The organism is Pseudomonas sp. W15Feb9B (assembly GCF_000828175.1).
Lineage (GTDB): Bacteria > Pseudomonadota > Gammaproteobacteria > Pseudomonadales > Pseudomonadaceae > Aquipseudomonas > Aquipseudomonas parakoreensis.
On record NZ_JTKF01000007.1, the window covers coordinates 41,790 to 54,816 of the forward strand.

Here is a 13,027-nt window from a genome sequence, read left to right on the forward strand (position 1 = left end):
GCCCTCATGTCTCAGCCGATCCGCATCAAGGACCACGAAAAGGACGCCCGCCTGGTGCGTAGCCGCGTCGTGTTCGGGGCTGTTGCGGTCATGCTGTTGATCGGCGTATTGATTGCGCGGCTGTACTACTTGCAGGTGATCCAGTACGAGTATCACTCGACACTCTCGGAAAACAACCGCGTCCATGTGCAGCCGATTCCGCCGACCCGTGGGTTGATCTTCGACCGCAACGGCGTGGTGGTGGCGGACAACCGTCCGAGCTTCAGCCTGAGCATGACCCGCGAGCGCTCCGGCGACTGGCAGCAAGTGCTCGACGTGATCGTCGAAGTGCTGCAGCTGACGCCCGAGGACCGGGTGATCTTCGAAAAGCGCATGCGCCAGGGGCGCCGGCCGTTCGAGCCGGTGCCGATTCTGTTCGAGCTGACCGAAGAGCAGATCGCCCGGATCGCGGTGAACCAGTTCCGCCTGCCCGGGGTGGAAGTGGTCGCGCAGTTGGTGCGTCATTACCCGCAGGGCGCGCATTTTGCGCACTCGGTGGGTTACATGGGGCGGATCAACGAGAAAGAGCTGAAGACCCTCGACCCGGTCAATTACAGCGGTACCCACCACATCGGCAAGACCGGCATCGAGCGTTTCTACGAGCCGGAACTGCACGGGCAGGTGGGTTACGAGGAAGTCGAGACCAACGCCCGCGGCCGCGTGCTGCGCGTGCTCAAGCGGACCGATCCGATTCCCGGCAAGGACATCGTCCTGAGTCTGGACATCAAACTGCAGGAAGCGGCGGAAGCTGCACTGGGCGGGCGGCGCGGCGCGGTGGTGGCGCTCGATCCGAATACCGGCGAAGTACTGGCAATGGTCAGTCAGCCGAGTTTCGACCCGAACCTGTTCGTCACCGGCATCAGCTTCAAGGCCTATGCCGAGCTGCGCGACTCCATCGACCGGCCGCTGTTCAACCGGGTGTTGCGCGGTCTGTACCCGCCGGGTTCGACGATCAAGCCAGCGGTGGCGATTGCCGGTCTCGATGCCGGTGTCGTGACGGCGTCGAGCCGGGTGTTCGACCCCGGTTACTACATGCTGCCCAACTACGATCACAAGTACCGCAACTGGAACCGCACCGGCGACGGCTTCGTCGACCTCGACACGGCGATCATGCGTTCCAACGACACCTACTTCTATGACCTGGCGCACAAGCTGGGCATTGATCGCTTGTCGGCCTACATGAACAAGTTCGGCATCGGCCAGAAGGTCTCGCTGGACATGTTCGAAGAATCTCCCGGCCTGATGCCGTCCCGCGAGTGGAAGCGTGCGACGCGCAAACAGGCGTGGTTCCCGGGCGAAACCCTGATTCTGGGGATCGGCCAGGGCTACATGCAGTCCACGCCCTTGCAACTGGCGCAGGCCACGGCGCTGGTGGCCAACAAAGGCATCTGGAACCGGCCGCACCTGGCCAAGACCATCGAAGGTGCCAAGCCGGTAGATGAAAACCCGATGCCGGATATCGTTCTGCGCGATCCGTCGGACTGGACCAAGGTCAACCACGGCATGCAGCAGGTGATGCACGGCGCCCGGGGTACTGCGCGCAAGGCGGCAATCGGTGCGCAATACCGCATCGCCGGCAAGTCCGGTACCGCTCAGGTCGTCGCGATCAAACAAGGTGAAAAGTACGACCGTTCCAAGGTTCAGGAACGCCACCGCGACCACGCCTTGTTCGTCGGTTTCGCCCCGGCCGACAACCCGAAAATCGTTGTTTCGGTGATGGTCGAGAACGGTGAGTCCGGCTCCGGTGTCGCCGCGCCGGTCGTGCGTCAGGTCATGGATGCCTGGCTTCTGGATCAGGAGGGTCGATTGAAGGCCGAATACGCCGGTCCTATCAGTGCGGAGGCTACGGCCCGTGATGAATAATTTTGATCGCATGCTCTCCAGTGAGGATGTGATGCGTCGTCGTGCGACGCTGCTGCAACGTCTGCATATCGATGGCCCGCTGTTGATCCTGCTGCTGATTCTCGCCGCGGGCAGTCTGTTCGTGCTGTATTCGGCGAGCGGCAAGAGCTGGGATCTGCTGGGCAAACAGGCCACTTCGTTCGGCATCGGCCTGGTGTCGATGATCGTCATCGCCCAGTTCGAACCGCGGTTCATGGCCCGCTGGGTGCCGCTCGGTTATGTGGTCGGCGTGGTGCTGCTGATGGTGGTGGACATCATGGGCCACAACGCCATGGGCGCGACGCGCTGGATCAACATCCCCGGGGTGATCCGCTTCCAGCCCTCGGAGTTCATGAAGATCCTGATGCCGGCGACGATTGCCTGGTATCTGTCCAAGCGCACGCTGCCGCCGCAGCTCAAGCACGTTGGTATCAGTCTGATGCTGATCGGTGTGCCGTTCATTCTGATCGTGCGCCAGCCTGACCTCGGGACGTCGCTGCTGATTCTGGCCGGCGGCGCGTTCGTGCTGTTCATGGGCGGGCTGCGCTGGCGCTGGATCCTCAGCGTGCTGGCTGCGGCGGTGCCGGTGGCGATCGCCATGTGGTTCTTCATCATGCACGACTACCAGAAGCAGCGGATCCTCACGTTCCTCGACCCGGAAAGCGATCCGCTGGGCACTGGCTGGAACATCATCCAGTCGAAAGCCGCGATCGGTTCCGGCGGCGTGTTCGGCAAGGGTTGGCTGCTGGGTACCCAGTCGCATCTCGACTTTCTGCCGGAGAGCCACACCGACTTCATCATCGCGGTACTCGGCGAAGAGTTCGGTCTGGTCGGCATCTGCGCGCTGCTGCTGATCTATCTGTTGCTGATCGGTCGCGGCCTGGTGATTACCGCCCAGGCGCAGACGCTGTTCGGCAAATTGCTCGCCGGTGCGTTGACCATGACGTTTTTTGTTTATGTTTTCGTCAACATCGGTATGGTCAGTGGCCTGTTGCCGGTGGTGGGGGTGCCGTTGCCCTTCATTAGCTACGGAGGAACTTCGCTGGTGACACTGCTGTCAGCGTTTGGGGTTTTGATGTCGATTCATACGCATCGCAAGTGGATCGCACAGGTTTGAATAAGGTGAAGAGTTCAATGCAAGTCATGCGCAGCTGGGCGACTCGTTACGCGCCGTGGGTCGGCCTGGTCGGCATCCTTGGCGGCGTGCAGCAAGCGCTGGCCGGCGATTACGAAGGCTCGCCACAGGTGGCCGAATTCGTCGGCGAAATGACCCGCGACTACGGTTTTGCCGGCGAGCAACTGATGGCCGTGTTTCGCGAGGCTCAGCGCAAACAGGCGATTCTCGACGCCATCTCCAAGCCCGCCGAGCGGGTCAAGCAGTGGAAAGAATATCGCCCGATGTTCATCACCGACGCGCGCATCGCCCGTGGTGTGGACTTCTGGCGCCAGCACGAGGCCGTGCTGGCCCGTGCCGAGCAGGAATACGGCGTACCGGCACAAGTCATCGTGTCGATCATCGGCGTCGAGACCTTTTTCGGACGTAATACCGGCAATTACCGGGTGATTGATGCGTTGTCCACGCTCGGATTCGACTATCCTCCCCGTGCCGAATTTTTCCGCAAGGAATTGCGTGAGTTCCTGCTGCTGGCCCGTGAAGAGCAGGTCGATCCATTGACCCTCAAGGGCTCGTACGCCGGAGCGATGGGCTTGCCGCAATTCATGCCGAGCAGCTTTCGCGCCTACGCGGTGGATTTTGACGGTGACGGTCACATCAATATCTGGACCAATCCGGACGATGCGATCGGCAGTGTGGCCAGCTATTTCAAGCGTCACGGCTGGGTCGCCGGGGAACCGGTGGTGAGCCGCGCTGACGTGCGCGGCGAGCAGGTCGACGAAGGTCTGACCACCGGCATCGAGCCGACGAAAACGGTCGGAGAGTTGCGGGCGCTGGGCTGGTCAAGTCATGATGCGCTGCGCGATGATATGCCGGTTACTGCATTTCGCCTCGAAGGCGACAACGGCCCTGAATACTGGATGGGCCTGAAGAATTTCTACGCGATCACGCGTTATAACCGCAGCGTGATGTACGCCATGGCCGTACATCAACTGTCTGAAGAGCTGGTAAAAGCACGGGGCGTCAAGTAATGCGGGCATTGCCTATCAATAAACCCCTGAAGCTGGTGGCATTCGCCGCGTTGGCGGTGCTGGTCGCCAGCTGTTCGACCAGCCGCGCGCCAACCCAGAAGACCTCGTCCACCGCCGTGCGTGCACAGCCGGGGCTGGACATCAACCGCGCGCACAAAGACGGCGCGCCGTGGTGGGATGTCGATGTTTCGCGCATCCCGGACGCCACGCCGACCCTGCACACCGGTCCGTACAAGGCCAACCCGTACACCGTGCTGGGCAAGACCTATTTCCCGTTGCAGGAATCCAAGACCTACGTCGCCTCGGGTACCGCTTCCTGGTACGGCACCAAGTTTCACGGGCAGAACACCGCCAACGGCGAAGTGTATGACCTGTACGGCATGAGTGCCGCCCACAAGACTCTGCCACTGCCCAGTTACGTGCGGGTGACCAACCTGGACAACAACCGGAGCGTGATCCTGCGGGTCAACGATCGCGGGCCGTTCTATTCGGACCGGATCATCGACTTGTCCTACGCAGCCGCGAAGAAGCTCGGTTATGCCGAAATCGGCACCGCGCGCGTCAAGGTCGAGGGTATCGATCCGCAGCAATGGTGGGCCGCGAAGGGCCGTCCGGCGCCGCTGATGCTCAACGAGCCGCAAGTCGCGCAGAATAGCGCCCCGGTCATTACGGCTTCAGCCGGTACCATCGAGCAGTGGACGCCGCCGCCGCAGCAACATGCCTCTGATACTGTCCCTGTACAGATCAGCGCAAAAAAAAACGCTTCTGCACCAGCGTCTGGCCAGTATCTGCAGGTGGGCGCGTTCGCCAACCCGGACGCTGCAGAACTCCTGAGGTCGAAGCTCAGCGGGATGGTGAGCGCTCCGGTGTTCATCAGCTCGATCGTGCGCAATCAGCAGACCCTGCACCGGGTACGCCTGGGGCCGATCGGTTCGCCGGGTGAGATCGCCCAGGTGCAGAACAGTGTGCGCCTGGCCAATCTCGGCTCGCCGAGCGTGGTCACCGAGTAAGAAACGTAGCACTTGATTGACGGTTCACTTGCGGTTTTGGGGGGTGGACCAGGTTGTTGGCTCGTCGAAGAACAAAAGCCCGGCAAGGGTGACTGGAGTGAGCAACTGAACACGCGATGGCCCGTTAGAAGGCTGTCTGAATAGTTTTGCCTTCGGGCAAGTTTCCATTAGCGATTTCGAGAGACGGATGAACATCACCACCTTTGCCAAACGCCTGTGTCTGCTAGTCCCGCTGCTCCTCTCGCCAGCCGCCTTCGCGGCCGAGATGATGCCGTCGCCACCTCAACTGGCTGCAAAAGCCTACGTGCTCATGGACGCCAGCAGCGGCAACGTGCTGGTGGAGAACAACGGTGACCAGCGTCTGCCGCCAGCCAGCCTGACCAAACTGATGACCGCGTACATCGCTACGCTGGAAATCCGCCGTGGCCAGATCGGTGAGAACGACCCGGTGACCGTCAGCGAAAACGCCTGGCGTACCGGCGGTTCGCGGATGTTCATCAAAGTCGGCTCGCAAGTGACCGTCAGCGACCTGCTGCACGGCATCATCATTCAGTCCGGCAACGACGCCAGCGTGGCGCTGTCCGAGCACATCGCCGGCAGCGAAGACGCGTTCGCCGATCTGATGAACAAGACGGTCGCCGATCTGGGCATGACCAACTCGCACTTCATGAACCCGACCGGCCTGCCGAACCCAGAGCACTACTCGTCGGCTCACGACATGGCGATCCTGGCGCGCGCGATTATCCACGAAGACCCGGCTCACTACGCGATCTACTCGCAGAAAGAGTTCTTCTGGAACGGCATCAAGCAGCCTAACCGCAACCTGCTGCTGTGGCGCGACAAGACCGTTGACGGTCTGAAAACCGGTCACACCGACGAAGCCGGCTACTGCATGGTGTCCTCGGCTGTACGTGACGGCCAGCGTCTGATTGCTGTGGTGTTCGGCACCAACAGCGAAGTGGCCCGTGCTGCTGAAACCCAGAAGCTGCTGACCTACGGCTTCCGCTTCTTCGAAACCCAGACCTTCTATCAGAAGGGCACCGAACTGGCTCAGGCCCCGGTGTGGAAAGGCACCACCAGCCAGGTCAAGGCCGGCCTGGCTGAAGACCTGACCATGACCCTGCCAAAAGGCCAGCTGAAAAAGCTCGCTGCCAGCATGACCATGAACCCGCAACTGACCGCGCCAATCGCCAAGGGCGACGTGATCGGTAAAGTCGAAGTGAAACTGGACGACAAGGTGGTGCACAGCGCCGACCTGATCGCTCTGGACGCTGTCGAGGAGGGTGGTATCTTCCGCCGCATGTGGGATAGCATCCGTCTATTCTTCTACGGCTTGTTCAACTGATTTGTGTTGACCTGCATGGCCCCGCCCCGATCCGGTGCGGGGCCATGTGCGTTACCACGGCTTGCGCTCTAGAGGCCGTTACGCCATGACCGATACCGAAGTAAAGGCGCCAAAGATCGAATTTCCGCAAACTGATTATCCGATTAAGGTGATCAGCGATACGGGCGTCGGCAACAAAGACAAGATCATCGACATCGTCAAGAAACACGCGACCATCAATGATGAGCGCATCGACGAGCGTCAAAGCAGCAACGGCAAGTACACCACCATCCAGTTGCACATCGTCGCGACAGACCAGGATCAGCTGTACAACATCAACAGCGAGCTGCGGGCTTCCGGTTTCGTGCACATGGTGTTGTGATGCCGGGCACGCTGGGCTTTCGCGAACTTGGCCAGATGGCTTACGAGCCGGTCTGGCATGCCATGCAACGCTTCACCAACGAACGCGGCAGCAATGCCGCCGACGAAATCTGGCTGGTCGAGCACCCACCGGTGTTCACCCAGGGCCAGGCCGGCAAGGCCGAACACCTGCTGCTGCCGGGTGATATCCCGGTAGTACAGGTCGATCGCGGCGGGCAGGTGACTTATCATGGCCCGGGCCAGTTGGTCGCCTACCTGTTGCTGGATGTGCGCAAGCTGGGTTTCGGCGTACGTGATCTGGTCACGCGCATGGAACAGTGCCTGATCGAACTGCTGGCCAGCTACGGCGTCACCGCCGCCGCCAAGCCAGATGCTCCCGGCGTCTACGTCGACGGAGCGAAAATCGCTTCTCTGGGTTTGCGGATTCGCCACGGTTGCTCCTTTCATGGCCTGGCCTTGAACGTGGATATGAACCTGGAACCGTTTCGACGGATTAATCCCTGCGGCTATGCCGGGCTGGCGATGACCCAGCTGAGCGATCACGCAGGATCGATTGAATTTGCCGAGGTAAGTGCCCGGCTGCGCGCGCAGCTCGTCAAACACCTCGACTATGCTGAGCAGACGACCCTGACGGGCGGAATCGACTGATATGACTACTGATGCAGTGCAAACCATGATCCCGACGCTCGACGTGACCGAGCGCCCGGCCCCGCGTCCCAAGGTTGAAGCCGGCGTCAAGCTGCGCGGCGCCGAGAAGGTTGCACGCATCCCGGTAAAGATCATTCCGACCACCGAACTGCCGAAGAAGCCCGACTGGATTCGCGTACGTATCCCGGTTTCGCCGGAAGTCGACCGGATCAAGAGCCTGCTACGCAAACACAAATTGCACAGCGTCTGTGAAGAAGCGTCCTGCCCGAACCTGGGCGAGTGCTTCTCCGGCGGCACTGCGACCTTCATGATCATGGGTGACATCTGCACCCGTCGCTGCCCGTTCTGCGACGTGGGTCATGGTCGTCCGAAACCACTGGACGTCAACGAGCCGGAAAGCCTGGCCATCGCCATCGCCGACCTGAAACTCAAGTACGTGGTGATCACCTCGGTTGACCGCGACGACCTGCGTGATGGCGGTGCCCAGCACTTTGCCGACTGCATCCGCGAAATCCGCAAGCTGTCGCCGAACGTGCAGCTGGAAACCCTGGTCCCGGACTACCGTGGCCGCATGGACATCGCCCTGGAAATCACTGCCGCCGAGCCGCCGGATGTGTTCAACCACAACCTGGAAACCGTGCCGCGCCTGTACAAGGCTGCGCGTCCGGGTTCGGACTACCAGTGGTCGTTGACCCTGCTGCAGCGTTTCAAGCAGATGATGCCGCACATTCCGACCAAATCCGGCCTGATGCTGGGTCTGGGCGAGACCGACGAAGAAGTCATCGAAGTCATGAAGCGCATGCGCGAACACGACATCGACATGCTGACCCTCGGGCAGTACCTGCAACCGTCGCGCAGCCACTTGCCGGTGCAGCGTTTCGTGCACCCGGACACCTTCGCCTGGTTCGCCGAAGAAGGCTACAAGATGGGCTTCAAGAACGTCGCTTCCGGTCCGCTGGTACGTTCCTCGTATCACGCCGACGAGCAGGCGAAACTGGTCAAGGCCGAGCTGCTCGGTTCCTGATCCGGCGCTGAAGGCTTCACAAAATACCCGCTTCGGCGGGTATTTTTGTTTGGGTCTGCCGCGCACTCTTTTGTTTGTCTCTGGACCTGACTACTGTGTCTGCAAGACTTCACACAGGGAGACCCATGGATGACCGTTCGACCGACCCACAGCCTTTTTCCGCATAAAACCGTACCGGCGCTGCCGTCCGAAGGGCTGATCGGCCTGATCGCGCCCGCCGGCCCCGGTGCGCTGGACACGGAAAAGGCTGTGCAGTGGATGCGCGCCCGCGGATATGCGCTGAAAGTGTTCCCCGGTGTCTACGAGAAGGACGGCTATCTGGCCGGCAGCGATGATGTACGCCTCAACGACCTGCATGCCGCTTTCGCCGATCCCGAAGTCGACGCGATCATCTGCCTGCGCGGCGGCTACGGTACGCCGCGCCTGCTGGACCGGATCGATTACGATCTGCTGAGTCGTCACGCCAAGCCGTTTGTCGGCTACAGCGACATCACTGCGCTGCATCTGGCAATCAGTCGCTACGCCGGGTTCGTGACCTTCCACGGCCCGCTGCTCAACGCCGATTTGCTGGGCGACAAGGAGCCGCCGACTGTCACTTCATTCTTTGCGATGCTGCGCGGTCAGTTGAAGGCGGGGAGTGTGTTGAGCCATCCGGTGGCTTATCCCTTGACCACCGTCGAACCGGGCATCGCGCACGGGCGTTTGCTCGGCGGTAATCTGGCGATGATCGCCGCAACGCTGGGCACACCGTATGAGATTGATGTCGAGGGCGTGATTCTGCTGATCGAGGACGTCAACGAGCCGCTGTACCGCATCGACCGTTTGCTCACGCAGATGCGTCTGGCCGGCAAACTGGCCCGATTGCGCGGGGTGCTGGTCGGTGATGTGGCCGGGGTCGATATCGATGCGTTGAACCGCCTGCTCAAGCAAACGTTTGAGCCGTTGCGGATTCCGGTGCTGTCGGGGTGGCGCAGCGGGCATTGTGATCCGAACCTGACGCTGCCGATGGGGGCGCTGGTTCGTTTGGACGCAGGGAAGAAGGAATTGATGCTGGAGCAGGATGTGGTCACCCGATAATGCTCGGGTGACGCAAAAAGATCGCAGCCTTCGGCAGCTCCTACATTGGATTAGTGTTTACCCTGTAGGAGCTGCCGAAGGCTGCGATCTTTTGATTTTGCTTTATTGAGTACGCAGGCTCTCAAGCAACTTATGCGTCGGATACCCGTCCGCCGGCCAGCCAAACGCCTGCTGGGCACTGCGGATCGCCTTGCGCGTATTGGCGCCGATAATCCCGTCAGCCGTGCCTGCATCGTAATTACGCGCGCTCAGCAGGGTCTGCAATTCGATACGCTCGGTGCGGCTCAGTGGCAGGTCATCTTTCGGCCACGTGCCGTTGATCAGGCCAGCGCCATTGAAGCGCTCGGACAACAGGCTCACCGCCAGTGCATAAGATGACGAGTTGTTGTACTTGAGGATCGCCCGGAAGTTGTCGAGGATCAGAAACGCCGGGCCACGATAACCGGCGGGTAGCAGCAGGGCGGCGGACAACTGTTCCGAGCCGGCCGGCGCCTGACTGCCATTGGGCAGGCTCACGCCCAGTTGACGCCATTCGGCGACAGTTTTGCGAATCGCGCCATCGGCCAGGTTGTAGTTGAAGTTGTTCGGCAATTGCACTTCGAAGCCCCACGGCTGACCACGCTGCCAGCCTGAGCTTTGCAGGTAGTGCGCGGTGGAGGCCAGCGCATCGGCCGGGCTGCCCCAGATGTCGCGGCGACCGTCACCGTCGAAATCCACGGCGTGGGTGTTGTAGGTCGTCGGAATGAACTGGGTCTGGCCCATCGCACCGGCCCACGAGCCCAACATCTTGTCTGGCGTGATATCGCCCTGTTGCAGGATCTGCAGCGCCGCAATCAGTTGCGCATGGGCAAAGCCCGGACGACGACCTTCGTAGGCCAGGGTCGCCAGCGAGTTGATCACTGACTTGGTGCCCTGGAACTGGCCGAAATTGCTTTCCATGCCCCACACCGACACCAGTGCCTGACGATCGACGCCATATCGCTGTTCGATGCTTTGCAGGATGTCGGCGTACTGACTGATCAGCGCTTGGCCCTTGCGCACTCGCAGTGGCGAGAGGGCGCCGTCGAGGTATTCCCACACCGGACGTGAGAATTCCGGCTGGCTACGGTCGGCCTTGATCACGCTGGCATCGAAGCTGACATTGGCAAATGCGCGATCGAACAGCTCGGCGCGGATCCCGGCCGCCAAGGCATCCTTGCGGAAACCGGCCTGCCATTCGGCAAAGGTCTGGGTGGGCTGAAGATCAAGAGGGTCAGCGGACGGCACTACCGGCGGGATGATTGCCGGGGCTGTTGCGACAGGGGCGGCTTGAAGGGGTTGCGCATCGGCGGCGGTAGGTTTTTCCGCGCAGGCGACAAGCAGAATGAAGCTGGAGGCAGCGATCAGTTGGCGAACGGGCCAACGACGGGAAAGACGAAAGGGCATGCACGGTTCCAGGGGATACGATTCAGGCACAGACCTTAACATGAGCGGGGGGTACTGCGCTTCAGGCAGCCAGAAAGTAAGAAGCCTCCCAGCTGTCAGACTGGAAGGCTTCGCGGCGGTAGCTGCCTTTGCCCTTGGTCGGTCGTTCCTGGCGGCTGCGGAACAGGGGTTGGGCAACAATGGATTTGGCCTTGTTCGGGCCATGTTTTGATGGCTTTTTGCTCATGATGATTCTCTCGAGTGAGTGGTTTTGCGGGGGAAATAATCTGCCGATGTTGGACGTCTGTCCAGTCCCTGATAGGTAGGAGTGTTCTCACGCTTTCGCGAGCCTGCTCGCGAAGGGTCGTTTGCGGTATGACAGATTATTCGGCGGGCAGCGAAAGGCGTTGGCCCGCCATCAACAACGCCAATCGGCTCAGGCTCATCCATGGCGAACCAGCGGCCTGACCCTTGATTTGCGCATCAATGCGCTGGGCCTCCAGCAGCAACTGCGCCCAGCGTGGCGCCGAGTAGCGTTGCAGGGCTTTGCTCATCAGCGGTTTGCGTTTGTCCCAGACCGGCGGTTTCGCCTGACTGAAACACTTGTCCAGCGGCGTGCCCTGGCTGTACTGCAGCGAGATATTGGCCAGCAGGCGCAACTCTCGCGCCAGCGCCCAGAGAATCACCGGTGGCTCGACGCCTTCACCGCGCAGGCCCTCGAGCATGCGCAAGGCGTGGGCCGGTTCGCCGTTGAGTACGGCGTCGGTCAGGCCGAACACGTCGAAGCGCGCACTGTCGGCCACCGCGGCCTGCACGGTTTCGACGGTGATCTGCCCACCTTCGGCCATCAGCTTGAGCTTTTCGATTTCCTGCGCGGCGGCGAGCAGGTTGCCCTCCACGCGTGCGGCAATCAGTTCGACCGCATCCTGACTGGCCGATAACCCGGCCTGGGAGAGGCGCTGACGAATCCAGCTCGGCAGCTGATTGGCATCCACCGGCCAGATCTGAATGAACTGGGTCTGCTGACCTTCGACCAGCGCCTTGCCCCACTTGGTCTTCTGCGCACTGCCATCGAGCTTGGGCAAGCTGATCAGCAGCACGGTGTCTTCAGCGGGGCGTGAGCAGTATTCGATCAGTGCGGCAGCGCCCTTGTCACCGGGCTTGCCCGAAGGCAGGCGCAGTTCCAGCAGACGTTTTTCGGCGAACAGCGACATGCTGGCGCCGGCCTGCAACAAGGTCCCCCAATCGAAATTGGCGTCGGCGGCGAACACCTGGCGTTCGTCGAAACCTTGCTGGCGGGCAGCACTGCGGATGGCGTCGGCGGCTTCCTGACACAACAGTGGGTCATCGCCGCTGATGATATAGACGGGCGCGAGCGCGCCTTGCAGGTGTTTGCCGAGTTGAGCGGGAGCGAGCTTCATAAGAGAGGGCGAACGGGGCGCCTTAGCGCCCCGTACGTCTTACTGCTGCGGCAGTTCGAGCGGCGACTGACGCGGGGTTTCCGCTTCAGCCTTCTGTGCCGCCTTCAGTGCATCGGCTTCAGCCCGGGCACGGTCGTTGGCCGCTTGCTGCAATTGCTGCAGTTGGCCCGGCGTCAGTTGTTGCAGGCGCAGCATCATGCGCTGAACCAGTTCGCGACGGGTTTCGCGACGGGCGTCGTTGGCTTCCTGATCGGAGCCGACGAGGTTGTTGCCGTCGTGAATGAACACTTTCTGCACTTCGAGCTTGTCGCTCAGCAGGTTCAGGTTATGTTCGCCAACGATGTCGTAGTTCAGCACGGTGCTGACTTGGTATTCGCCCGTACGGCCGGCCCCGGCGTAGCTGAGGATACGCTGGCTCTCCTGCTCGTCAGCCAGGTACAGCTTGTACGGTGCACCGTTGTAAACCTTGACGCCGCTGGACTCCAGCACCTGACGCAGTTGGGTGACGGTCTCGCCATAAGCGTTGCGGGCGCTCAGGTCGAGCTCCTTGATCGTCAGTTCATTGGTGCCGGTACCACGCAGCTGGAAACCGCAGGCGCTCAGCAGAACGGCGAGGCCCATCACCAGCAGATTGCGTTTGATCATTGTGTTGCTCCCCTTGAAACCATGTGGG

Annotated in this window: 13 protein-coding genes; 9 read left to right on the forward strand and 4 right to left on the reverse strand. The window is 61.2% G+C overall.

All coding sequences use genetic code 11. The features are described 5' to 3' along the window. Positions 1–6: 6 nt before the first annotated feature. From mrdA to OC71_RS04750, 9 genes are all read left to right on the forward strand, one after another. Positions 7–1,902 carry a penicillin-binding protein 2 gene (mrdA, locus tag OC71_RS04710; protein ID WP_041064994.1) on the forward strand — a complete coding sequence of 632 codons (1,896 nt, stop codon included), beginning with the start codon at positions 7–9 and terminating at the stop codon, positions 1,900–1,902. Between the two features lie 31 nt (positions 1,903–1,933). Then, the gene (gene rodA / locus OC71_RS04715; protein WP_047296919.1) at positions 1,934–3,037 is read left to right on the forward strand and encodes a rod shape-determining protein RodA; all 1,104 of its coding nucleotides are present in this window, start codon (positions 1,934–1,936) and stop codon (positions 3,035–3,037) included. 17 nt (positions 3,038–3,054) lie between these two features. Next, the gene (mltB, locus tag OC71_RS04720) at positions 3,055–4,065 is read left to right on the forward strand and encodes a lytic murein transglycosylase B (protein ID WP_041064999.1); all 1,011 of its coding nucleotides are present in this window, start codon (positions 3,055–3,057) and stop codon (positions 4,063–4,065) included. Further along, on the forward strand, positions 4,065–5,075 hold the full coding sequence (locus OC71_RS04725; RefSeq protein WP_041065003.1) for a septal ring lytic transglycosylase RlpA family protein: 1,011 nt from the start codon (positions 4,065–4,067) through the stop codon (positions 5,073–5,075). The genes mltB and OC71_RS04725 overlap by 1 nt, the downstream gene beginning before the upstream one ends. A 187-nt stretch (positions 5,076–5,262) precedes the next feature. After that, the gene (locus OC71_RS04730) at positions 5,263–6,420 is read left to right on the forward strand and encodes a D-alanyl-D-alanine carboxypeptidase family protein (RefSeq protein WP_003228546.1); all 1,158 of its coding nucleotides are present in this window, start codon (positions 5,263–5,265) and stop codon (positions 6,418–6,420) included. 85 nt (positions 6,421–6,505) lie between these two features. Then, the gene (locus OC71_RS04735) at positions 6,506–6,781 is read left to right on the forward strand and encodes a DUF493 domain-containing protein (RefSeq protein WP_027612895.1); all 276 of its coding nucleotides are present in this window, start codon (positions 6,506–6,508) and stop codon (positions 6,779–6,781) included. Then, complete coding sequence (lipB, locus tag OC71_RS04740) at positions 6,781–7,428, forward strand: lipoyl(octanoyl) transferase LipB (protein WP_025108695.1); 648 nt, start codon at positions 6,781–6,783, stop codon at positions 7,426–7,428. Before OC71_RS04735 ends, lipB begins: the two co-directional genes overlap by 1 nt. A 25-nt stretch (positions 7,429–7,453) precedes the next feature. After that, on the forward strand, positions 7,454–8,452 hold the full coding sequence (lipA, locus tag OC71_RS04745; RefSeq protein WP_160768663.1) for a lipoyl synthase: 999 nt from the start codon (positions 7,454–7,456) through the stop codon (positions 8,450–8,452). Positions 8,453–8,581: 129 nt separating this feature from the next. Next, a complete protein-coding gene (locus tag OC71_RS04750; RefSeq protein ID WP_041065008.1) occupies positions 8,582–9,529 on the forward strand; it encodes an LD-carboxypeptidase in 948 nt (315 codons plus the stop codon). A 102-nt stretch (positions 9,530–9,631) separates the two neighbouring features. Here OC71_RS04750 and OC71_RS04755 read toward each other — a convergent pair whose 3' ends face one another. The 4 genes from OC71_RS04755 to lptE form a co-directional block, all read right to left on the reverse strand. After that, positions 9,632–10,954: a lytic murein transglycosylase gene (locus tag OC71_RS04755; protein ID WP_041065011.1), complete on the reverse strand. Its 1,323-nt coding sequence runs from the start codon at positions 10,952–10,954 to the stop codon at positions 9,632–9,634. A 61-nt stretch (positions 10,955–11,015) separates the two neighbouring features. Continuing rightward, positions 11,016–11,180: an alternative ribosome rescue factor ArfA gene (gene arfA, locus OC71_RS04760; RefSeq protein ID WP_016986126.1), complete on the reverse strand. Its 165-nt coding sequence runs from the start codon at positions 11,178–11,180 to the stop codon at positions 11,016–11,018. 136 nt (positions 11,181–11,316) lie between these two features. Then, a complete protein-coding gene (holA, locus tag OC71_RS04765; RefSeq protein WP_025108700.1) occupies positions 11,317–12,354 on the reverse strand; it encodes a DNA polymerase III subunit delta in 1,038 nt (345 codons plus the stop codon). A 39-nt stretch (positions 12,355–12,393) separates the two neighbouring features. Next, positions 12,394–12,999: an LPS assembly lipoprotein LptE gene (gene lptE, locus OC71_RS04770; RefSeq protein ID WP_041065019.1), complete on the reverse strand. Its 606-nt coding sequence runs from the start codon at positions 12,997–12,999 to the stop codon at positions 12,394–12,396. Positions 13,000–13,027 lie beyond the last annotated feature (28 nt).

Excerpts from the sequence above, each read along its gene's own strand:
- mrdA (WP_041064994.1), top strand. The coding sequence starts at position 7 with ATGTCTCAGCCGATCCGCATCAAGGACCACGAAAAGGACGCCCGCCTG.
- rodA (WP_047296919.1), top strand. The coding sequence starts at position 1,934 with ATGCGTCGTCGTGCGACGCTGCTGCAACGTCTGCATATCGATGGCCCG.
- mltB (WP_041064999.1), top strand. The coding sequence starts at position 3,055 with ATGCAAGTCATGCGCAGCTGGGCGACTCGTTACGCGCCGTGGGTCGGC.
- OC71_RS04725 (WP_041065003.1), top strand. The coding sequence starts at position 4,065 with ATGCGGGCATTGCCTATCAATAAACCCCTGAAGCTGGTGGCATTCGCC.
- OC71_RS04730 (WP_003228546.1), top strand. The coding sequence starts at position 5,263 with ATGAACATCACCACCTTTGCCAAACGCCTGTGTCTGCTAGTCCCGCTG.
- OC71_RS04735 (WP_027612895.1), top strand. The coding sequence starts at position 6,506 with ATGACCGATACCGAAGTAAAGGCGCCAAAGATCGAATTTCCGCAAACT.
- lipB (WP_025108695.1), top strand. The coding sequence starts at position 6,781 with ATGCCGGGCACGCTGGGCTTTCGCGAACTTGGCCAGATGGCTTACGAG.
- lipA (WP_160768663.1), top strand. The coding sequence starts at position 7,454 with ATGATCCCGACGCTCGACGTGACCGAGCGCCCGGCCCCGCGTCCCAAG.
- OC71_RS04750 (WP_041065008.1), top strand. The coding sequence starts at position 8,582 with ATGACCGTTCGACCGACCCACAGCCTTTTTCCGCATAAAACCGTACCG.
- OC71_RS04755 (WP_041065011.1), bottom strand. The coding sequence starts at position 10,954 with ATGCCCTTTCGTCTTTCCCGTCGTTGGCCCGTTCGCCAACTGATCGCT.
- arfA (WP_016986126.1), bottom strand. The coding sequence starts at position 11,180 with ATGAGCAAAAAGCCATCAAAACATGGCCCGAACAAGGCCAAATCCATT.
- holA (WP_025108700.1), bottom strand. The coding sequence starts at position 12,354 with ATGAAGCTCGCTCCCGCTCAACTCGGCAAACACCTGCAAGGCGCGCTC.
- lptE (WP_041065019.1), bottom strand. The coding sequence starts at position 12,999 with ATGATCAAACGCAATCTGCTGGTGATGGGCCTCGCCGTTCTGCTGAGC.